General features: G+C 39.2%; 10 protein-coding genes and 2 pseudogenes. 10 read left to right on the top strand and 2 right to left on the bottom strand.

Annotated elements, in window-relative coordinates:
- Nucleotides 1–33: 33 nt before the first annotated feature.
- The 10 genes from IQ244_RS22780 to IQ244_RS22720 all read left to right on the top strand — a co-directional run bounded on the left by IQ244_RS22780 (nt 34) and on the right by IQ244_RS22720 (nt 22,580).
- On the top strand, nt 34–4,746 hold the full coding sequence (locus IQ244_RS22780) for a type I polyketide synthase (protein ID WP_193898243.1): 4,713 nt from the start codon (nt 34–36) through the stop codon (nt 4,744–4,746).
- 52 nt (nt 4,747–4,798) lie between these two features.
- The gene (locus IQ244_RS22775; protein WP_193898241.1) at nt 4,799–5,989 is read left to right on the top strand and encodes an aspartyl/asparaginyl beta-hydroxylase domain-containing protein; all 1,191 of its coding nucleotides are present in this window, start codon (nt 4,799–4,801) and stop codon (nt 5,987–5,989) included.
- Between the two features lie 302 nt (nt 5,990–6,291).
- The gene (locus tag IQ244_RS22770) at nt 6,292–7,863 is read left to right on the top strand and encodes a condensation domain-containing protein (protein ID WP_193898239.1); all 1,572 of its coding nucleotides are present in this window, start codon (nt 6,292–6,294) and stop codon (nt 7,861–7,863) included.
- Nucleotides 7,860–8,885: a TauD/TfdA family dioxygenase gene (locus IQ244_RS22765; RefSeq protein ID WP_193898237.1), complete on the top strand. Its 1,026-nt coding sequence runs from the start codon at nt 7,860–7,862 to the stop codon at nt 8,883–8,885. The genes IQ244_RS22770 and IQ244_RS22765 overlap by 4 nt, the downstream gene beginning before the upstream one ends.
- Before the next feature lie 15 nt (nt 8,886–8,900).
- Nucleotides 8,901–12,104 carry a non-ribosomal peptide synthetase gene (locus tag IQ244_RS22760; RefSeq protein ID WP_193898235.1) on the top strand — a complete coding sequence of 1,068 codons (3,204 nt, stop codon included), beginning with the start codon at nt 8,901–8,903 and terminating at the stop codon, nt 12,102–12,104.
- 169 nt (nt 12,105–12,273) lie between these two features.
- Nucleotides 12,274–17,853 (top strand): type I polyketide synthase, encoded by a 5,580-nt coding sequence (locus tag IQ244_RS32650; protein WP_228059084.1) that lies wholly within the window; start codon nt 12,274–12,276, stop codon nt 17,851–17,853.
- 38 nt (nt 17,854–17,891) lie between these two features.
- A complete protein-coding gene (locus tag IQ244_RS22735; RefSeq protein ID WP_193898233.1) occupies nt 17,892–19,361 on the top strand; it encodes an aspartate aminotransferase family protein in 1,470 nt (489 codons plus the stop codon).
- Nucleotides 19,362–19,419: 58 nt separating this feature from the next.
- Complete coding sequence (locus tag IQ244_RS22730) at nt 19,420–19,629, top strand: MbtH family protein (protein ID WP_193898231.1); 210 nt, start codon at nt 19,420–19,422, stop codon at nt 19,627–19,629.
- Nucleotides 19,630–19,653: 24 nt separating this feature from the next.
- Complete coding sequence (locus IQ244_RS22725) at nt 19,654–20,439, top strand: thioesterase II family protein (protein WP_193898229.1); 786 nt, start codon at nt 19,654–19,656, stop codon at nt 20,437–20,439.
- Nucleotides 20,439–22,580 carry an acylase gene (locus IQ244_RS22720; RefSeq protein ID WP_193898227.1) on the top strand — a complete coding sequence of 714 codons (2,142 nt, stop codon included), beginning with the start codon at nt 20,439–20,441 and terminating at the stop codon, nt 22,578–22,580. Before IQ244_RS22725 ends, IQ244_RS22720 begins: the two co-directional genes overlap by 1 nt.
- A 987-nt stretch (nt 22,581–23,567) precedes the next feature.
- Here IQ244_RS22720 and IQ244_RS32645 read toward each other — a convergent pair.
- Nucleotides 23,568–23,711, bottom strand: a pseudogene (locus tag IQ244_RS32645) (hypothetical protein); the annotation flags it as partial.
- Nucleotides 23,712–23,754: 43 nt separating this feature from the next.
- Nucleotides 23,755–24,591 (bottom strand): annotated as a pseudogene (locus IQ244_RS22715) (hypothetical protein); the annotation flags it as partial.

Raw genomic sequence — 24,591 nt, 5'->3', positions numbered from 1 at the left:
GAGACGCAGAGGGCGCAGAGGAATTATAGAAAAATGGATGATTCAACAACATTTGAGCAAAATGGGTCAGAAATAGCAATTATTGGTTTAGCAGGGCGTTTTCCTGGGGCGAAAAATATTGAAGAGTTCTGGCAGAATTTAGAAGCGGGTGTGGAGTCAATTAGCTTTTTTACAGATGAAGAACTGATAAGTTCAGGGATCGATCCAGTTGTTGTGGAGAATCCAAAATATGTGAAAGCTAGAGGTGTATTAGCAGAGGCGGAATTATTTGATGCACCATTTTTTGGGTTCACTCCCAAAGAAGCAGAAATTACTGATCCACAACATCGACTGTTTTTAGAATGTGCTTGGTCAGCTTTAGAAAATGCTGGTTATAACTCAGAAAATTATCCTGGGTCTATTGGTGTTTATGGTGGTAGTAGTTTGAGTGGCTACTTATTTAATGTTTATATAAATGAAAATATTCGTAATTCTGTTGATGCTCATCAAATAGCCATTGGTGGTGATAAAGATTTTTTAAGTACTCGTGTTTCTTACAAATTTAATTTTCAGGGGCCAAGTTATACCATTCAAACTGCTTGTTCAACTTCGTTAGTTGCAGTCCACTTAGCTTGTCAAAGTCTCTTGAATGGAGAATGTGACATGGCTTTAGCTGGTGGTGTTTCTATTAGTGCATTGCGAAAACATGGCTATTTTTATAAAGAAGGGGGCATAGGCTCGCCTGATGGACATTGCCGGGCTTTTGATGCCAAAGCACAGGGAACTGTTGGCGGTGAAGGTGTGGGCATTGTGGTGTTAAAGAGATTAGAAGATGCGATCGCAGATCAAGATACCATTTATGCAGTAATTAAAGGTTCTGCAACTAATAACGATGGTTCACAAAAGGTCAGCTTTACCGCACCCAGTATCGATACTCAAGCCAAAGTTATTAGAACGGCTCAAGTTGTCGCTGAAGTTGCACCGGAAACCATCACCTATATTGAAGCCCACGGTACAGGCACATCTTTAGGAGATCCGATAGAAATTGCGGCTTTAACTGAAGCTTTTCGCGTCAGTACTGAGAAAACCGGCTTTTGTGCCATTGGTTCTTTAAAAAGCAATACTGGGCATTTGGATGCGGCGGCTGGAATAGCAGGTTTAATTAAGACAGTTTTGGCACTCAAGCATCAAAAAATACCACCCAGCCTCCACTATGAAGCACCAAATCCCCAAATTGATTTTGCGAATAGTCCCTTTTATGTCAATACTCAACTAACAGATTGGCAAACTAACGGCACTCCGCGACGTGCGGGGGTGAGTTCTTTTGGTATTGGGGGAACAAATGCTCATGTCATTCTTGAAGAAGCACCAGTTTTAGGGCAGGGGTGCAGGGGTGCAGGGGTGCAGGAGAGATTTCAGTTGTTGGTACTGTCGGCAAAAACTAGGACAGCCCTAGAGACGGCGACAGAGAATTTAGTCCAACACTTGCAGCAAAATCAAGATTTAAATTTGGGTGATGTGGCTTATACTTTGGCTGTTGGTCGGAAAGCTTTTGAACATCGGCGGATTTTGGTGTGTCAAAATCTTGAACATACCATTACAGCTTTCACATCTTCAGATAGTCCAGAAGTTTTCACCCATTACCAAAAATCTGGTCATAGTCCAGTGGTATTTATGCTTCCTGGGCAGGGTTCTCAGTATGTGGATATGGGCAGAGAACTTTATGAAAGTCAACCAGAGTTTAGAGAACAAATTGATGATTGTGCTGAACTGCTCAAACCACACCTAAATCTTGATTTACGTGAGGTACTTTATCCCCAAGCAATGCAGACTCCAGAACTAACCCAAACTGCTATAGCCCAGCCTGCTTTATTTGTGATTGAGTATGCTTTAGCCAAATTATGGATGACTTGGGGTGTACATCCAGAAGCGATGATTGGTCATAGTATTGGGGAATATGTAGCCGCAACTTTAGCGGGAGTTTTTAGTTTAGAAGATGCCTTAAAGCTAGTGGCTACTCGCGGACGTTTGATGCAACAACAGCCAGGCGGTGCGATGCTATCGGTGCAAATGTCTGAGTCAGAAATTCTACCTTTTTTGGGTAAAGAACTGGCTTTAGCTGCGAGTAATTCACCATCAAGCTGTGTAGTTTCAGGTACGATAGATGCGATCGCTCAATTAGAAAAAAAATTACAACAGCAAGGGATAAATTATCGCCGACTGCACACATCTCACGCTTTTCATTCTCCGATGATGGATGCAGTTGTTGAGCCATTGACGCAACTTTTACAACAAATTCCTCTCCATCCTCCCCAAATTCCCTTTATTTCGAATGTTAGCGGGACATGGATAGATGCAACTACCGCCACAAACCCCGAATATTGGGCAAAACATTTGCGTCAAACCGTCCTATTTAGTGCAGGAATCACTGAGTTACTCCAGCAACCAGAACGCATATTTTTAGAGGTGGGGTCTGGCAGAACTTTAACTACCTTTGTCAAGCAACATCAAAAACCAGAGGTAGTTACTCTCACTTCACTCCGCCATCCCCAAGAACAAAAGTCAGATGTCGCATTTATATTCAATACTTTGGGTCGCCTATGGTTGCAAGGAATTAAAGTTGATTGGTCGAGTTTTTATCGCCACGAAAAACCTTACCATATCCCCTTACCTACCTATCCTTTTGAACGTCAGCGTTATTGGGTAGAAGCACCGCAACAGAGATTTAAAGCACAATTAGAAAAACAATTTTCATCAATTACAACTGATTCTGCACCTACTGCACTTATTGACCACAAGCCAAGTGAAGAAAATCTGGTTTTATTAAGTAAAAACCCTAACATTGCTGACTGGTTTTATACTCCTGCTTGGAAACGTGCTACTCTACCCAAGTTAGCAAATGAAATCAAAACAACTCAATCAAAATGCTGGTTAGTGTTTGTGGATGAGTGCGGTTTGGGTGAAAAAATAGTTCAGCGATTGAAATTAGCAGATGGTGAGGTAATTACCGTCAAAGTTGGCGAAGTATATATGAGTGACAGCGATCGCTCATATACAATTAACCCAGAGCAACCACAAAATTACAAGTTGCTCTGTCAAGAACTTCGCAAATTAGGTCAAACTCCCAGCAATATTCTTCACTTATGGAGCGTTACTCCAGATCATCCAGGGTACTTGACATCACAACAGTATGAATCCTTGGGCTTTTATAGCTTACTGTTTTTGACTCAAGCGATCGCCGAATCTTATCCAAAAGATACCTTAGATATTCGGGTTATCGCCAATCATCTACAAACGGTGACAGGTTCCGAACAACTGTGTCCAGAAAAAGCTTTAATAATGGGGCCTTGTAAGGTCATTCCCCAAGAATATTCCCATATTACTTGTAGCAGTATTGATGTAGTGCTGCCCAGAATAGATAGTTGGCAAGAACAGCAACTAATCAACCAACTAGTTACAGAAATTTCTTTGCAACCATCTGAACAGGTGATTGCTTACCGAGGACATCATCGCTGGGTGCAAGATTTTGCAACGGTTAAATTAGACACCCCAATTCAGGAAAATCAGCGTTTAAAGCAAAACGGAGTCTATTTAATCACTGGCGGTTTGGGTGGTGTGGGACTAGCCTTAGCTGAATATCTAGCCAAGACGGTACAAGCTAAATTAATTTTAGTCGGGCGATCGCCTTTTCCTCAAGCAAATGAATGGACGCAGTGGCGATCAACCCATGATGCACAAAATGTAATTAGCCAGAAAATTCAGAAATTACAAAATTTGCAAGCTTGTGGTGCAGAAATAATGATAGTTAACGCTGACGTTGCCAATTATGAGCAAATGTCAGTATTAGTGAAAGCCGCAAATTTGCAATTTGGTCAAATTAATGGAGTAATTCATGCAGCCGCAGTTTTAGGCGGAGGAATGATTCAACTCAAAACCAAAGAAATTGCAGCTGATGCTTTAGCACCAAAAGTCCAAGGAACAAGAGTATTAAATGAAATTTTCCAAAATACCAAACTTGATTTCTTTGTACTTTGTTCCTCACTTTCTTCCTTTATCGGTGCATCAGGACTAGTTGATTATATCGCCGAAAATGCCTTCTTAGATGCCTTCGCTCACTATCACGCCGCACAATATAGTAATTTCATTACCTCTATTAATTGGGATAGATGGAATAGTTTAGGAATGGCCGTTGCTGTTGAACAAAGACATAAAAATATTACAGGCGAAGAATTAATGATAGGAATGACTGTGGAAGATGGTATAGAGGTATTTGATCGAGTTTTATCTAGTAGTAATTTGCCGCAAATTCTTGTCTCTGTCCAAGATTTATACAGCCAAATTCAGGCAAATAGATCCGATAAATCTATAGAAGAAAAATTAGCCCAACTAAACCGAAATAGAGCCAGTCATCCCCGTCCAAATTTAGATAATGTTTATGTTGCTCCTCGCGACGAAATAGAAATAAACCTAGCTGACATTTGGCAACAACTTCTTGGTATTGATCGTATAGGTATTCATGATAATTTCTTTGAATTAGGAGGAGATTCTTTATTTGCTACCCAGCTTGTTTCTCAACTGTGCAAAAGCTTTCAAGTAGAACTTTCCTATAAGGGCTTTTTTAATTCTCCTACTATTGCTGAATTAGCTGAAGTTATTGTCCAAAATCTAGCAGAAAAGACAGAGCAAGAAAAGCTAGTAAAAGCTCTAGCTGAAATTGAGCAACTTTCAGAAGAAGAAGTACAAGCAATCATTGCTTTACAAAAGTAGTTAGTTGTTTCATCAAAATTCACGATTTTTTGTAAGTCTTTGAGGTGATTTTATGCTCAGTACATACGGTATAAGTGGTAAAAAATACTTAGTATTTTTGTTGCTATGTCAACTAGGGTTCTTAGTTGTTGGGATGCTATCTACATTTCTTTATGTCATGAAAATTGATGGGGTTTTTGACATTTCAGATTCAGTAATTTCTTTTGTATTCTGTCTTTTATATGCAATATCAGCTTTATGGATAGGATTATTCTGGGAGTCTTTTGCAAAGTCTATATTTAGCGTTTATGCTTCAAAAAAAGTGATTTTTCAAAAGTGGTTTATTATCCCAATCTTGGTCTTATGCCTGCTTGGAGCATATACAACTAATGGGATACTCTTAACGAAGAAATTCGGCGATATTTTAATAGTGAATTTATCCCCTTTATTCTTAGCTGGAATACTAGCAACACTAGCAACACTTCTTCTGATTGGGATAGCTATAAGAGAAATCCTCAAAGATAGGAAAACATACATCCAAAGCCAAAGTAAACTGTCCGAGCTTAGGAAGAAATATGGTTCAGAAGCTCTCAAAAGAATTGAAAATTCTATTGCTCTTGCTTATAACAAGCCCATTGCTAATCCACTTCCTCCTTCACAAGGATTTACAGTAATAGGAATTACTTCTAAACCTTGGTATGAAATAAGCGATTTACCTAAAGTGAAACTGCTGGAGGATAATTATAAAATAATTCAGCAAGAAGCTATTCAAGCTAGGGAAATTAATACTTTACTAAAACCATATTACTACCCTGGTGTTAATATGGGCGGATGGGATTCTATCTATTTAATTCAAGGAGGTAAAAAGGTTGATAAAACTAATACATATTTCCCTAAAACACTAGAAATATTAGAGCTTATTTCAAATCATACAAGACTGGAAACCGCAGAATTATTAGTTCTTAAACCAGGGGAGTTTGTTAAACCTCATCGCGATCCAGCAAGTTCTTTTATAATTTGTCAACTCGGTCTTTCCATTCCTGAAAATTGTGGTATTAGCGTTGGTGGAGAGTTGCGTACTTGGGAAGAAGGGAAGTGTTTATTCTTTGATCCATCCTATGAACATACAGTATGGAACTATAGTGATAAACCTAGAGTGGTTCTACTTGTAGTCTTTTACAAGCCTGATCTCACAAATATCGAAATGGATTTCGTACATCTGCTTGATAGCGATGAGTTATTTGAAGAGGTAACAATTTCATAATTATATGAGATTCATAGCAAATATTTTGAAACAATAGTATATATGCGCTAATGTTTCAAATTTATAGCACTTTTCACGTATTTAGACCACAATTATGAGGCCTAACCCCCAACCCCTTCCCTTGTAAGGAAGGGGAGAAAATCAAAGCCTCTCTCCTAAGAGGAGAGAGGTTTGGAGAGAGGTCTATTTGTAGTTCAGTTACCAGAACATTGCTGTAAGTAACCCAAATCAAAAGACATTTTACAGTGCTGTTTTTAAATTTGGGTTAGCTGATTTATAGCTCATTATTATAACCTGCACAAATGACTGATATTGCCAAGCGTATCGCCGCTCTTTCTCCAGAAAAACGTAACCTTCTGTTGCAAAAACTGAATAATCAAAAAGAAAGTGCTTTTTCACATACACAAATAAAACCTCAAAATCGAGAGTCGAATACTTTCCCCCTCTCATTTGCCCAGCAGCGGTTATGGTTTCTCGACCAATTGCAGCCTGGGAACCCAGCATTTAATATTTGTCAGTTTATGCGCTTGTCAGGTTGGCTAAATGTAGCAGCATTAGAACAAAGCTTTCAAAAAGTTGTCAAGCGTCATGAAGCTTTACGCACTACATTTACTATAGTTGATGGACAACCGCTTCAGGTAATTTCTCCTATTTCTGTATTCACCATAAAACTAGTAAATTTACAAGAATTACCTCTAGACAAAAGAGAATCCGAAGTTATACATTTAGCTCATCAAGAAACGCAAAAATCCTTCGATTTAACTAAAGATTGCTTATTGCGAGTTACTTTACTGCAACTGAGTGAGACAGAGCATATTTTATTGTTATCAATACACCATATTGCTGCTGATGCTTGGTCTATAGGTGTGTTAATTCGTGAGATTACGACACTTTACGAAAACTTTTCTCGCGGTTATCCTTCACCACTACCAGAACTACAAATTCAGTATGCAGATTTTGCTGTTTGGCAGCACCAATATTTACAAGGAGAAAAATTAGAAACTCTATTGAATTATTGGCAGCAAAAATTAAGCGGTCAACTTCCTATACTCGAATTGCCTATAGATATGCCCCGCCCAAAATTACAAACTTTTAATGGTGCTAGGCAATGTCTAGTTTTATCTAAACCGTTCTCAGAACAATTGAAAGGTTTGTACCAACGCGAAGGTATAACGCTATTTATGATTTTAATAGCCGCATTTAAAACATTACTTTATTGGTACACAGGGCAAGCAGAAATAATTATTGGTACTGATATTGCCAACCGCAACCAGATGGAAACTAAAGAATTAATTGGTTTTTTTGTTAACCAACTTGTTTTACGCACTAATTTATCAGGAAACCCCTCATTTCGTGAGTTACTGGAAAGAGTCCGTGAGGTAACTTTAGAGGCATATTCTCACCAAGATTTGCCATTTGATAAACTTGTCGATGCCCTCAACCCAGTCAGGCATTTATCTCGTCCACCTTTATTTCAAATCAAGTTAATTTTAGAAAATACTCAAACTCCTTCGTTAGAACTGTCAAATCTAACTATCAAATCATTAGAGGTTGAAAAGAAAACAACCCAACTTGATTTACTTTGGGAGATAGCAGAAACAGAACAGGGAATAGTTGCAGTATTGGAGTATAACACTGATTTATTTTTCCCTGCGACCATAAATCGAATGCTCAAACATTTTGAAACACTTTTAAATCAAATTGTAACTAAACCAACAGCAAAACTAAATGAATTAATTGAATTACTGACCGTAGCAGATCAGGAACAAGAATTTATACAAAGTAAAAATATAAAACAAGAATATAAACTTAAATTAAAAACTATTAAACGCCAAGTAATTAATACCGCTACTGAAATTGAGGATCTGAAATGAAAAAACTAGCAAAACCCATCAAAGCTAAAGCAGTAAGCATACTCCAAAACGAATTAATAGAAACAAGTTATTTAGAAAATGGAGATAAATTACCTCTGGTAATCAAACCCACTGTCAATGACATTGATATTGCAGATTGGGCAGAAGATAATCGAGACTTTTTAGAAAAAAATCTATTACGAAATGGTGGTATATTATTGAGAGACTTTAATATTACTACACCATCAGAATTTGAACATTTTAGTTTAGTAATTTGCTCAGAACTTTTTAACGAAAATGGCGAACATCCCCGTAATAGTGTCAGTGGAAATGTTTATACTCCAGTTTTCTACCCTAGCGATCGCAAGTTATTATGGCACAATGAAAACTCCTTCAATCATCGCTGGCCAAAAAAGATTCTATTTGGGTGTCGTCAACCAGCACAGCAGGGTGGGGAAACTCCCATCGTTGACAGTCGCCAAGTTTTTCAGCGCCTAAACCCTAAAATTAGAGAACAATTTATTGAAAAAAAAGTTATGTATGTCCGTAATTATGGTAACGGACTAGGGCTGAATTGGGAAACCGTTTTTCAAACTCAAAATAAGTCAGCAGTTGAAGCAATTTGTCAGAAAAATTCTGTGAATTTTGTCTGGAAACTAGATGGAAGTTTAAGAACTTTTTCTGTGCGCCCAGCCGTAGTAAAACACCCACAGACAGGTGAAATATGTTGGTTTAATCAGGCTCAACATTGGCATCCTGCTTGCTTAGATGAGCAAACAAGAGAGTCATTTTTAGCCTCATTTTCCCCAGAAGATTTGCCCCGGAATTGCTATTACGGTGATGGCACTATCATAGAAGATTCTATCATGTCCGAAATTTGTGAAATTTATCAAGATTTAGAAGTAACTTTTACCTGGCAGCAAGGAGATATATTACTCCTAGATAATTTGTTAACGGCTCATGCACGTAATCCCTTTGTTGGAGAACGAAAGTTATTAGTAGCTATGGGCGAAATGACCAGTTTTGCAGATATTAATAATTAAGGTTAATCAATTAAAATGCCTCAACAAATACAGGGATTTCAACTTTCTCCTCAACAAAAGCGGCTTTGGTTATTACAACAAAATAGCTCGATGTATTTGGCTAAATGCGCTATTTTGATTGAGGGCGATTTACAAGTTGCTATTTTAAAAGCAGCGGTGCAACAAGTTATTGCGAGAAATGAAATACTCCGCACTAGTTTTCATAAAACCAAGGGTATCAAGATTCCTATTCAAGTTGTAGAAAATAATATTGGTTTATCTTGGCATGAAAGCACTTTTTTAGCGGCAGATATTGAGAATATTTGGCAAGAGTTCAGTCAGCAGGATATTGAATGGGAACAAGGTTGTTTATTCCAGACACAATTAATTAAACTGTCACATAAAAAGCATATTTTACTTGTGCAGTTGCCTGCAATGTGTGCTGACACGGCATCATTAAAGAATTTATTAGCTGAAATTAGCTATTGTTATAGTGATATTTTTACTGATGAACCGTTGCAATATGCCGATATTTCTGCATGGCAAAATGAACTATTAGAAGCAGAGGAAACACTTGCTAGGAAAAAATATTGGCAACAATTAGATAGTTCTCAGCTTGAGAGTTTTCAATTATCTTTTGAACATCAGCCTTCTCAATCCCAAGAATTTAAACCTCAATGTTACAAGTTATCAATTGCGAGTGAGTTAATTAATAAAATAGAGGGAATTGTCCAAAAGCATCAAACTTCAACCAGCGTATTCTTTCTAGCTTGTTGGTTAATTTTACTTTGGCGAATTACCGACGAATCAAAGCCAATAATTGGTTTAGGTTGTGATGGTCGTAATTATGAAGAACTCAAATCAGTAATAGGTTTACTCGCTAAATATTTACCTCTAAGCTGTGAATTGACCCAAAAAGATTGCTTCAGTGATATCTTAGTTAAACTTAGTAATGCTACAACTGAATTAACCGAATGGCAAGAGAGTTTCACCTGGGAACAAATAGCGAAAACCAACCAAGAACATACAGCACAGCCATTTTTACCATTCTGTTTTGACTTTGCAGAAATGCCAAATAAGTATGCTGCTGGTGACATAAGATTTACTATTTATCAAAAATATGCTTGCGTTGACCGATTTAAAGTTAAACTGACTTGCAATCGCACCCTTAATCAAACCGTTAACGCAGAATTCCACTATGATGCTCATCTGTTTTCCCCCACAGATATTCAACGTTTAGCGAGTCAATGGCAAACATTATTAATTAGTGCTATTGAAAACCCCTCAGAAACCATCTCAAAATTAAATATTCTCAGCGACCAGGAACGCCAGCAAATTTTAGTTGATTTCAACAACACTCAAACTACAAAATTACAATATGAGTGTATTCATCACTGGTTTGAACAACAGTGCAATTCCACACCAGATAATATTGCAGTTGTTTTTCAAGACCAGCAACTTACTTATCAAGAATTAAATACCCGTGCTAATCAATTGGCTCATTACCTGCAAAAATTAGGTGTAGGGCCAGATGTGTTAGTAGGTATTTGTGTAGATCGCTCCTTATGGATGGTCATCGGTTTATTAGGTATCCTCAAAGCTGGTGCAGCTTACGTACCATTAGACCCTGCTTATCCGACAGAACGTCAAGCTTATATCATTGCTGATGCCGATACACCTTTAGTTCTGACACAGCAACATCTAGCAGCTAGTTTACCAGATAAAGTACAAGTGCTTTGCATAGATAGCGACTGGTCAGCGATCGCTCAAGAAACAACTGCAAATCTCATTACTCAGACAACTTCTCAAAACCTAGCCTACGTCATTTATACCTCTGGCTCAACTGGTAAACCCAAAGGAACCTTAATTACCCATCAAGGACTAGTTAATTATCTGAGTTGGTGTACCCAAGCGTACAACGTTGAACAAGGAACAGGAACATTAGTTCACTCTCCCCTGGGGTTTGACCTCACAATTACTAGTCTGTTTTCACCCTTATTAGTAGGTCGTCAAGTAGAACTGTTACCAGAAAATCAAGGAATTGACGCACTTTCTTCAGCTTTACGCCGTAGCAATAACTTAAGTTTAGTCAAAATTACACCCGCACATTTAGATTTACTCAAAAGACAACTATCACCGGAAGAAATAGCAAATCGCACCAGAGCTTTTATTATTGGTGGTGAAAATTTATTAGCTGAAAAGTTAACTTTTTGGCAAGATTTTGCCCCCGATACCATGCTGATTAATGAATATGGCCCCACAGAAACAGTCGTGGGTTGTTGTGTTTATCAAGTACCAAATAATCAGCGTGATTCCGGTTCAATACCTATTGGTAAACCAATTGCTAATACCAAACTTTATGTATTAGATAAACATGGGCAACCAGTACCTATCGGTGTAGTTGGTGAATTGTATATAGCTGGTTTAGGACTCGCTCGTGGCTACTTAAATCGACCAGAATTAACTGCACAGAAGTTTATCCCCAACCCATTTAGTAATCGACCAGGAGAACGCCTTTATCGAACAGGTGACTTAGCTCGTTATCGTCTAGATGGAAGCATTGAGTTTCTAGGACGCATGGATAATCAAGTTAAAATTCGCGGTTTTCGGATTGAATTAGGCGAAATAGAAGCAGTATTAGATCAACATCCAGAAGTAAAAGAAGTTGTAGTTATTGCCCGCGATGATGTAGATAATCAAAAGCGTTTAGTTGCTTATATTGTTGTTAACCAAAAACCCGGAGTTTCTATCAGTGAACTACGCAATTATCTAGGAGAAAAACTACCTAGATATATGATACCTGCGGCTTTAATCAAATTAGATGCTTTACCATTAACACCCAACGGCAAAGTAGACTATCGAGCTTTACCTGAACAAGCACAACTGGATTTAGCAGAATCATACGTGGCTCCACAATCTGAGCTTGAACAAATTATTACAAATATCTGGCAAGAATTACTGCATTTAGAAAAAGTAGGTATTCATCACAACTTTTTTGATATTGGTGGTCATTCTTTACTAATGGTTCAGGTTCATAGCAAACTCCAAAAAGTATTAAATAGAGATATATCAATCCTGGATTTATTTCAGTATCCAACTATTAGTAAATTTGCCAAATATCTAAGTCAAGAACAAGATAAACAACCTGACTTATCCAATTACGAACTAACTGAGAATCAGAGAGAATCTCGCAGACAACGTAGACAACTTAGACAAGAACATCGAACAATCAGCAAGTAGTCATTATCAACTATAGCGATCCTAAATGAGTTGTGAAGATTACTCGTTAAGTCAGGGAACAGGGAATAGAGAACAGAAAATAAAAATAAATGTACTGCGGCTTTCCGCAGGCGTATCTACGATTTTCAACCTCCGCAAATAATTTCTCCGAATCAAATCGCATTGCTATATGAATAACTTAAATACATCTGATTACTTTGATGAAATAGCCATAATTGGTATGGCAGGTTGTTTTCCTGGAGCTAATAGTATTGATGAATTTTGGCAAAATCTCCGAGATGGTGTAGAGTCAATTTATTTTTTTTCTGATGAAGAGTTAATTAGTGCTGGTGTAGAATCGAATTTATTAAATCAACCTAATTATGTAAAAGCCGGAGCTATATTAAATGATATAGATTTGTTTGATGCGTCATTTTTTAACTTTCATCCTAGAGAAGCAGAAATTACTGATCCTCAACACCGTTTCTTGCTTGAATGTGCTTGGAATGCGCTAGAAAATGCTGGTTATGACAGTGAAACCTATTTAGGTCGAATTGGTGTTTATGCTGGCGCAAGCATGAGCAGTTACTTTTTGTCAAATCTTTATGCCAACCGCCAGCTTTTAGAATCAGTAGGCGGTAAACAAATTGCGATCGCCAATAGTCAAGATTTCTTACCTACCCTGATTTCTTATAAATTAAACTTGCAGGGGCCGAGTGTCAATGTCCAAACCTCTTGCTCTACTTCATTAGTTGCGGTTCATCTCGCCTGCCAAAGCTTACTCAATGGCGAAAGTGATATAGCTTTGGCTGGTGGGGTTTCCATCGGAGTGCCACACAAAACTGGCTATCCTTATCAAGAAGGAAGTATCTTGTCTCCTGATGGACATTGCCGTGCTTTTGATGCCAAAGCTCAAGGAACCGTCAGCGGTAATGGTGTCGGTATTGTAGTTTTAAAACGGTTAGAAGATGCGATCGCAGATCGAGATACAATTCATGCGATCGTCAAAGCCTCCGCTATCAATAATGATGGTTCTGTAAAAGTTGGCTACACTGCTCCCAGTATCGAAGGTCAAGCCAAAGTCATAGCCGAAGCCCTTGGTATAGCGAGAATCTCACCCGATAAAATTAGCTATATAGAAGCTCATGGTACAGGCACAGTTCTCGGAGATCCCATCGAAATTGCGGCCCTGACAAAAGCTTTCCGCGCCAAGACTGACAAACAAGCCTCCTGTGCCATTGGTTCAGTGAAAACCAATGTCGGACATCTAGATACCGCTGCTGGTGTAACAGGTTTAATCAAAACAGTTTTAGCTCTTAAACACCAACAAATACCTCCTAGTCTGCATTTCCAACAACCTAATCCTAAAATTGACTTTGCGAACAGCCCCTTCTACGTCAATAGCACACTTTCACAATGGAAATCAAATGGTCATCCTCGCTATGCCGGAGTCAGTTCCTTTGGTATTGGCGGCACTAATGCTCATGTCATTCTCAAAGAAGCCCCAGTTTTAGAACAGAAGAGGGGGGGAACAGGGGAGCAAGGGAGAAAATATCAGTTGTTGTTACTCTCTGCTAAAACTAGTACAGCCTTAGAAAAAGCTACAACAAACTTAATTCAACACTTACAGCAAAATCCAGAACTCAAGTTAGCTGATGTTGCTTATACCCTGAGTCTAGGTCGTCGAGTTTTTGACCATCGCCGCGCCGTAGTTTGCCAAAACCTTGACGATGTAGTGCAAGTTTTACAAGCAAAAGATTCACAACGAGTTTTTACTCGATACAGCGAAACATCCGCCCCACAAGTTGCATTTATGTTTCCCGGACAAGGTACTCAGTATGTAGACATGACTAAAGAATTATACCAAACTGAGCCAATCTTCCGAGAACAAATAGACTACTGCTGTGAATTACTCAAACCACTACTAGAACTAGATTTGCGTAGCATTCTATATCCGCAATCAAAACAACAAGAAACTGCTGCTTTGCAGTTACAGCAAACATACATCACCCAGCCAGCACTCTTTATCATTGAGTATGCTTTAGCTCAGCTATGGATATCTTGGGGTGTCAAACCTAGCACGATGATTGGTCACAGCATTGGGGAGTATGTAGCTGCAACTGTGGCTGGTGTATTCTCCTTAGAAGATGCACTCATGTTAGTGGCTACTCGTGGCAAATTGATTCAGCAACTTCCGTCAGGGACAATGTTAGCTGTGCCAATGTCAGAACCAAAAATTCAACCTTGGCTGAATGAACAACTTTCTCTAGCTGCTATTAACAGCCCTAATTTGTGTGTAGTTTCGGGAACAACCACAGCAGTTGAGGAATTACAAAACCGATTAACTGAACAAGGTGTAGACTGTCGCCGCCTGTATACCTCCCATGCGTTTCATTCCCAGATGATGGACTCGATTTTAGAGCCATTTGAGGAGTTTATTTGCAAAATCAAACTAAACTCTCCCAAAATTTCTTTTGTTTCTAACGTCACAGGTACTTGGATAACCGCAACACAAGCAACAGATCCAAAATATTGGGTACAACATCTCCGTCAAACAGTGCGTTTTAGCGAAGGAATTGCTAAATTGCTGCAACAGCCAGAACAAATTCTTTTAGAAGTAGGCCCAGGAAAAGCATTAACTATCTTAGTGAACAAGCAGAAGGTTACAGAACAAATAGTACTTCCTTCTTTAAGACATCCACAAAATCAACAATCAGATCAGGCGTTCTTACTCAATACACTCGCGCAACTCTGGTTAGCGGGAATCCAAATCGATTGGTTAGCATTTTATCAGCATGAACAACCTTATCGGATTCCCTTACCAACCTATCCTTTTGAACGGAAAAAATACTGGATTGAACCTTTAGTGAATAGTGCAGACAATTCATCTTCTGAAAAAGAAACTATGGTGCCACAACCAATATTTATAAATAAAACATCTCAGTATAATAAAATTCTATCAATGCTGACAGAAATTTTAAGTAATTCTATAGGTGTAAAATCATCAGAAATTAATATTCAATCTCCCTTTCTGGAAATGGGTGTTGACTCTTTATTATTACTGCAAATCAACCGTGCTATTCAAGAACAGTTAGGGGTGCAAATTCCTTTTCACATATTTCTAGAAGATTCATTAACAATTGAATCATTAGCAGCGCATATAGCTAAAGACAAACCTCAAGATTCAACACCCACCGTTACACCATTAGTAGTGGCGAATCAGCCTCTATTAGCAGTAAATCACCAATCAGAACAAGGTGAAAATAGGAATATTGAGCAGATTATTTTACAACATCTTCAGATAATGTCTAAATTAGTAGACTTATTACCTGAGAATAGTTCTCTAAATAAAACCATCCATTTCAACGAACAAGTTACGCAAATTTCAACTAATAGCCAAAATCCCAATTTAAAATCTAAATTAACTAAATTAGAACTTAATAAAACAGCTTTTACTTCCCAAAAAATTCCAAAAGAATCAATGAATTTTTTGACTCTCCATCAACAAAAATATTTAGATACTTTAATCACAAATTTTGTTAACAAAACCCAAGAATCCAAACGACTTTCCCAAGATTATCGTTCCTATCATGCCAATAGCAGAGCCGTAACAGGTTTTTTCCCTGATATTAAGGAGATGATATATCCTATTCACGGACAGCGTGGAGAAGGAGCCAGACTTTGGGATGTGGATGGTAACGAATATGTAGACATTTCTATGGGATTTGGTACCCTATTATTTGGTCATTCACCATCTTTTGTAATTGAAGCCCTCCAACAACAAATTCAATATGGGATATTACATGGCCCTCAATCGCGTCTTGCTGGAGAAGTAGCCAAATTAATTTGCGAATTAACAGGTGCAGAACGAGCCGCTTTATGTAACACAGGTTCAGAAGCAGTGATGGGCGCAATACGCCTCGCACGCACAGCTACAGGACGCTACAAAATAGCTTTATTTGCTGGTTCTTATCATGGCAATCTGGACGAAGTTTTGATGAAAGGAGCCATGACATCTGATGAAAAGTTGTATGCTGTGCCGAAAGCTTTAGGTATTCCTCAATATATGGCTGAGAATGTCATCATTCTCAACTATGGTACTCCTGAATCATTAGATATTATTCAAGCTCATGCCCACGAGTTAGCAGCAATTTTAGTTGAGCCAATACAAAGCAGTCGTCCAGATTTACAACCTCAAGAGTTTCTCCATCAGTTGAGACAGCTAACCCAAGCAACAGGAATTGTCTTAATCTTTGATGAAGTAATTACAGGCTTTCGGATGCACCCAGCAGGTATACAAGGTTTGTGGGGCATTCAAGCAGATATCACTACCTACGGCAAGGCGGTTGCTGCTGGTATGCCAATTGGGGTAATAGCTGGCAAGGCGGCTTTCCTGGATGCCTTGGATGGTGGGATGTGGAACTATGGCGATGAATCTTATCCTCAAGCAAAAAATACCGTTTTTGCAGGGACTTTTTTCAAACATCCTCTAGCGATGTCCGCTGCTTGGGCTGCATTAAATCACATTCAGAATTATGGAAATAAACTTCAAGAAGAACTAACTCAAAAGACCACAAAATTAGCAGCAAATCTCAATTATTACTTTGAGCAAAAGCAAGTACCTATAAGAGTTGCTAATTTTGGTTCACTTTTCCGTTTTGCTTTCCAGAATAATTCCATACTCAACAATTTATTCTATTACTACTTGCTAGAAAAAGGAGTTTATGTCTGGGAAGGGCGCACTTTTTATTTATCAACAGCCCATACTGATGAAGATATAGATTATATTATTCTGGCAGTCAAAAATAGTGTGGTAGAAATGCAAAAAGCTGAATTTTTACCACCTTCCCCCATTTCGACAAATATTAATTATATGACTGCAAATTTGACAACAACTAAGTTTAGCCAAAAAGAACTTGCAGCACCCCTGGTCAAAATTCAGCCACAAGGCTCTAAAACACCTTTATTCTTTATTCATCCCATCGGTGGTAATGTTTTTTGTTACAAAGAATTAGCTCATTGCTTAGGTTCAGATCAACCTTTTTATGGACTGCAAGCACCAAGCCTTTTTGGAGAATATGAACCACATACCAGAATTGAAGATATGGCTGCTCATTATCTGGCAGCAATAAGTACAGTCCAGTCACAAGGGCCATACTATTTAGGAGGGTGGTCACTGGGAAGCATCATTGCTTTTGAGATGGCGCAACAATTACAAAAGCAAGGACATCAAGTGCCTGTACTCATCTTATTAGATAATGCAGCACCCACTTTTCCCAGCCAACCTATAGTGATTCAGCAAAATGATAATTCTCGGATTCTTGCTAGTTTCGCCTATGATTTGGCTAGTTCTGCTGGTAAGAATTTAGCAGTATCATCCGAGCATTTTCAACAAATGCAGTATGACGAGCAATTGCAGTATGTTTTTGAGCAATTGCGAGTAGCTAACTTAATCCCAGCTAATTTTAGTTTTCAGAACTTTTACCTGTTTTTTCAAGTTTATCAAAGTAACCTGCAAGCAGTGTGTAACTATGAACCACAGGTATATACAAATCGTATGATTCTCTTGCAAGGCAGGGATAGTAATGAAGGTTGTGATTATCCCAACGATCCTAGTTGGGGTTGGAGTCAGCTATCATCTGAACCAGTGGAAATTCATACAATTCCAGGTAATCATTACACGATGCTGGCTCAACCTCATGCCCAAGTTTTAGCAGCACAACTAAAGATGTGCCTAAATCAATTAGAGCATACATTACTTGTTAAGTAAAATAACCATAACTTACGCCAACACCAATATTTAACTTTATGGATAGCATCAGTACATCTAATTTACAACATTTGGAATTACCAACTAATACAATTGCCGAAACAACAAATCAGAATCTAACAACAGAACTTAATCTTCGCCAACAGCAGCATTTAGAAAAATTAATTTTCCGGTACAATCAACGCACAAAAACATCAAAACAACTAGCTCAAAAATATCGTCCTGTTTTTGCTAATAACCGAGGCTCTGTCGGGTTTGATTTTCTTATAAAAGAAATGTTCTATCCGATTTTGACTGAACGTTCTTTAGGCTCCAGAATGTGGGATGTAGATAGTAATGAATATATAGACCTGACTGGTGGATATGGCATACATTTATGCGGTTACAATCCACCATTTATCAAAAAAGCTATTTCAGAGCAACTTGAATATGGGATACAAAGCGGCGCACAAGCGGCGCTGGCTGGTGAAGTTGCTGAGTTAATCTCTGAACTGACGGGGATGGAACGGGTAACTTTTTGTAGTGTAGGTACAGAAGCAATGATGTTAGCCCTACGCATAGCAAGAGCCGCAACAAATCGTCATAAGATTGTTTTATTTTCTGGTTCTTATCATGGGATTTTCGATGGAACTTTGGTGAAAGCAGAAGCGACAAATGGAAGTCCCAGAGGAATTCCAGAGTATCCAGGAGTAACACCAAATACTGCTGAGGATGTTTTGGTTTTAGATTACGGAAGTCCTGAGTCGTTAGAGATAATTCAAACCTATCAGCAAGAATTAGCCGCTGTTCTTGTAGAACCTGTACAGCAAAATCGGCTGGGCTTTCAACCTACAGTCTTTATTCAACAACTGCGCCAATTAACTCAAGCATTAGGAATACCATTAATCTTTGATGAAATGAATACTGGCTTTAGAATCCATCCAGGTGGCGCACAAGCATGGTTTGGAGTTGAAGCAGACATCGCAACATACGGCAAAATAGTAGGTGGTGGTATGCCCTTAGCCGCAGTTGCAGGTAAAGCTGTTTACATGGATACAATTGATGGTGGTATGTGGAATTATGGAGACGCATCTTATCCTCATATACCGATTACATGGTCTGGAACCAGTTACTGTAGACATTCTCTTTCCCTGGCTGCTGCGCGTGCTTTATTGCAGCATTTAAAAATGCAAGGGGTCAGTCTACAAGAACAGTTGAACCAACGTACATCGCAATTTGTAGAACGACTGAATGCTTATTTTGAATTAGAAAGACTCCCCATTTATCTATCAAATTTTGGCTCGTTTTTCAATGCTAATTTCTCAGAAACTTCTGATTTATTAACAGAGCCTTCATTTTTAATAGGTCTTAGACTCATATTTCATCATCTGATTGATAGAGGTGTTCTTATGCCAAAAGGTGATGGGTTTTTATCCACAGCCCATACAGAAGAAGATATTGATTTGATTATTCAGGCTGTTCAAGATAGTGTCAATGAACTGCAAGCAGGTGGTTTTTTACTGAGTTAGTTTCTGAATTTGATAATTAAGATTGTGATCAACAAAACATATAGATGAGGATAAAAAAATGAACCAAACAACTTCAGAGGATACAACAATTTATAAAGTTGTAGTCAATCATGAGGAGCAATATTCCATTTGGCCAGTTGACAGAGAAAATGCCCTTGGTTGGAGAGATGCAGGTAAAAGTGGACTCAAATCAGAATGTCTGGAATATATTAAGGAAGTTTGGACTGATATGAGACCTCTAAGTTTAAGGAAAAAAATGGAGGAGTAGGCTCAACAGCCAATTCAACTTGTAATGAAAACAAACATATCAAGTGATAACTCTTGGATAATTTGTCCCAAGCCAAATCCTTTAGCAGCTTTGCGTTTATTTTGCTTTCCTTATGCGGGTGGTAGTTCTTTGATTTTTCGCAGATGGTCAGATTATTTACCTTTCTCTGTAGAAGTTTGTACTATTGAACTTCCCGGACGCGGTAGGCAAATAAAATTGCCGCTATGTAATAATATGGATGCGCTTGTAGATGCGATCGCCTCCATGATCTTTCCATATTTAGACAAGCCATTCGCTTTCTTTGGTCATAGTATGGGTGGCTTATTCAGCTTTGAATTAACGCGTCTACTGCGGCAGAAGTATAATATCCTCCCAGTTCACTTATTTATCTCTGGTCGTCGCGCGCCACAAATCCCTCCCGTAAAACCGCCGATTCATAACCTCCCTGAACCAGCATTTATAGAAGAACTTCGTCATCTCAACGGAACACCACCAGCAGTACTAGAAAATGCTGAATTAATGCAGCTATTTCTGCCAATTTTACGGGCTGATTTTGCTGTTTTAGAAACTTATACTTATACTCCTGAACCACCTTTAGAATGTCCCATTACTGTTTTTGGGGGATTACAAGATTCAGAAGTTGATTGTCATGAACTGCAAGCATGGCAAGAGCAGACAAAGACTAATTTTAATTTAGATATGTTTCCCGGCGATCACTTTTTTCTGCATTCTGCTCAATATGGTTTATTGACAAGTTTAGCTAAATATTTACTAGTAGAAATTCACCAAAATCAAACACTCAAACTATAATGTTTTCTTTTGTTAAAGATAAACCAGTGTGGACTTTTCGCTGGAACAAAATATCTCGCAGAATCTTACCTTTCCTACTCGGTATCATCTTTACTTTAGTGAGCAGTAGTCAAAGTATCAGTTCTGTCACCAGAACTACAGAAATTCTCTGGGATACTTACGGCGTACCGCATATATATGGAAATAGCACGCAAAATGCTTTCCAAGCTTTTGGGTGGGCGCAGATGCAAAGTCACGGAAACTTACTATTACGCCTCTACGGTCAAGCGCGGGGAAAAGCTGCGGAATATTGGGGAGAAGAGTATCTCGACTCAGATAAATGGGTACTAACAATGGGTGTACCCAAACGGGCAAATGCTTGGTATGCAGCCCAAAGTCCGGCATTTCGCAATTATCTCCAGGCTTTTGCCACGGGAATTAATATTTATGCCAAAAAGCATCCCGATTTAATTGACAATGAAGTAAAAGTAGTATTACCAATCACACCAGAGGATGTACTCAGTCACCTGCAACGAGTACTGCTATTTACTTTTGTCGTCGATCCAGGACGGGTAGCTGATACAACACATACAAAGTCTCCACTGGGTTCTAATGGTTGGGCGATCGCACCAAAACGGTCAGCCAGCGGCAAAGCTATGCTATTAGCTAATCCCCACTTACCTTGGGGAGATTTATTTTTATGGTACGAAGCCCAAATTACTGCCCCAGGAATTGATGCTTATGGGGCAACATTGGTGGGTATTCCTGTTTTAGCGATCGCCTTCAATAATAATTTAGGTTGGACTCATACCGTCAATACTCACGATGGTTGGGATACCTACGAACTCAAATTACAAAAGGATGGCTATCTTTTTGATGGCAAAGTTCGCTCCTTAGAAACAACAAACTTTCCCTTAAAAATCAAACAAAAAAATGGCTCTTTGCAAGAGCAAATCTTCTCAGTCAAAAGTTCTATTCACGGCCCTGTAGTTAGCGCTAAACAAGGTAAAACCCTTGCACTACGAGTTGTTGGTCAAAACAATCCTGGCGTTTTAGAACAGTGGTGGGATATGGCCAGTTCTCAAAATCTCACTCAATTTCAGAAAGTATTGCAACGCTTACAGCTACCCATGTTTACCGTCATGTATGCCGACCGTGAAGGGCATATTATGCACCTGTTCAATGCTCTAGTTCCTGTGCGTCAACAAGGAGACTTTGCTTACTGGCAAAATATTATTCCTGGTGATACCTCTAAAACTCTCTGGACGAAAATGCACCTCTATCGAGATTTACCGAGAGTAATTGATCCGCCTAGTGGTTGGTTACAAAATACCAATGACCCACCTTGGACTACTACTTTTCCTATTGCCATCAAAGCCGACAATTATCCAGCTTATATGGCACCACGGGGGCCAATGGATTTCCGAGCGCAGCGTTCTGCCAAAATGTTAGCTGAAGATAAAAGCATTTCCTTTGCAGAAATGATTGCTTACAAGCATTCTACGCAAATGGAACTGGCAGACAGAATTCTCGATGATTTGATTCCTGCTGCCCAAAAATCAGAAAATCAATTAGCACGCCGCGCCACTGAAGTTCTCGCCAAGTGGGATCGCAAAACAGATGCCAATAGTCGAGGCGCTGTACTGTTTAACTCTTGGGTTGACAATCTCGATTTAAATACAGCATTTAGTATTCCGTGGAATGAAAAATCTCCTCGCACCACACCAGATGGTTTGGCTGATCCTGAAAAAGCTGTTACAGCCTTGGTAGATGCAGCGACAAAAATAGAGCAGATCTATGGAACTCTAGATGTTCCTTGGGGCGAGGTTTTCCGATTGCGTTATGGCAATGTAGACTTACCTGCTAATGGCGGTAATGGAGAAAAAGGTGTCTTTCGCGTACTCACTTTCGCCCCAACAGATGATAGACACTTTCAAGCAGTTCATGGTGATTCTTTCGTTGCTGCGGTGGAGTTTTCCCAGCCAGTAAAAGCTAAGGTTCTTACTAGCTATGGTAATGCGACTCAACCGAATTCACCTCATGTTGGCGATCAACTGCAATTATTTGCGCGTCAGGAATTGCGTCCTGTTTGGCGCACCCGACAGGAAATTATAGATCACTTGGAAGAACGTACAGTCTTCGGAAGCAATACGATTTTCTGAAGTTGGAGAAAAAACGAGTAGGGTAGCAACTGGCGTTAGAGGCGTTGAGTTTTATTCCCCTTCCCTAGAAGGGAAGGGGTTAGGAGTTAGGTCTGTATTACCGCTATGTAGATCGAGCGATCGCCTTCATCAGCGAAGGTTAGCGTGAAGAACTTAGACTTCCTCTGAGGAGTAACCCAAGGCTAAGATTTCGAGGATTTGGAAACTCTACATTCTGCACACCTCAAAGAAACATAAAAAAATCTTGAGCGATCGCTACTCATCCCTCTTTTGTTACTTTAGGGAGAAAAATATTAACTAGCAATGGAAAAAGTGACTGGAGAAGCACGAAAGTCATTCATGAAGTCGATTAATTTTAAGAAGCAACGTTTTATACCAGGAATGTTAAATACTGTCAGCCAAGGTTGAATTAAACAGTAAAAAATATATGGTTGAATAATCAATCTCAGGTTATTCAAGGCACTCTTGCATGTTGTACCTGATTCCACCTTGAATGTTGACTATATTGAGAAATATTAGAGTCACTAGCAATACCTTTGCCAAAATAAGAGCCTACAAAAATTTTGGTAAAAACTGGCAAAATTACCCATACATAAACTAGATGACAATATTAATGATGTAGATGTTGAGTTTGATTGGTGGCAAAGCTGAAAGTATACCTCTTGTGTCACTTTCCGAGTATTCTGAATAAAAAGATTAACTAATCCTTTTATTCAGAATACTACGCCAGTAGTTACTCAGAAAAAATCCTGCCCTTTCCTGCTTTCTATGCTTGATTGGACTCACGGCAGGCTTATCCTTCTATTTTGGACTAGTAGCAAAGTTATGCTTCCAGAGGCGGCAAAGTTATGGGTTCTTGGCAACTTTTGGTGATCTAAGTTGAGGGAAAGCAGAGGGCAGAAGGCAGAAGGAGTCAGAAGGAAATTATAGATTCAAACTTTGAGTTTATTTAAACTGGCAACTAATATACTTTGCATTTCCTCAACTTCATTTAATAGGGGACTGCCGCTTTAACATTTTCAGTCGATTAATATGTCCTTCAACGGGGCCATTGCTGACTGACATAGTTACACCTGCTTTCACAGCATCGTAGTCAGACTCTAAACTAACAGCAAAGGAGCGCAACAAAGAAACAGATCTGTTTTTAGCTGTGTTTAACCAAGCATCGAGCTGCTCAGGTAGACGTTGACGTACAAGAGATGCTCTCCTGTTGAGCTAGTTCAATAACTGACTTCAAATCAGAATGGGCTGTTTGTAGTTGAGCGATGATTTCACGCTCATTAGGCTGTATAAATTCTGGTCGTCGCAAGACTAAAGCTGTGACGCGACTGGGGGTGAGAGGACGATGGGAGGAAGAACTCACCCTGGGGGACGCGTTTTTCTTTGAACACTTTGCTGGCTTAAATCCGCGCAAGGTCTTGAGATAACGAGTGAAGCGAGCGACCGTGGCATAACCACTGATATAGCCGCAGGTGCGAATTTCTTCAAACAGTTCTTGGGTGTTGTGGTTCCCGCTATTCGAGCGACTGAGGAGGTAATCATGATAAGGGTTGAGAAGACTCAGACCGTGGTCGCTACGTTCACGACGTTCGGTAAAAGTTGAGCTACGCAAGTAATTGAATACGGTAGTTTTAGAAACTCCCAGCTCTTGAGCGATTGCTAGTCCTGACAGGCCAATAGACCGCAGTCTCCAAACTTGCTCATGGATTTCCCTCCGTCTATCCCGTGCTTTGGCGGATTGAACTTTTCTTTTTAAAGATGTGTTTTGGGGAAACCTTGGCACAACTGGACTCTTATTAGTCTCAGCAATCATGGAAAGGTTATCGGGGAAAGGCAGAGGAGCCACTGCGTTGGGCGGCTTTGCCGACTTGAAGCAAGTGGCATGGCAGAAGGCAGAAGGCAGAATGTTGGTTTGAGGGTTTTCCTGTGCAGTCAATCCGTCTGTATTCTCTGCCAAAAAGGGTTTAACATCCTCACACTCGTTTTGAATTTCAGTGGTCTGCAATTGGGT

This window comes from Nostoc sp. LEGE 06077 (assembly GCF_015207705.1).
Classification (GTDB): Bacteria; Cyanobacteriota; Cyanobacteriia; order Cyanobacteriales; family Nostocaceae; genus Nostoc_B.
This window is presented reverse-complemented; position numbering and strand designations above follow the sequence as displayed.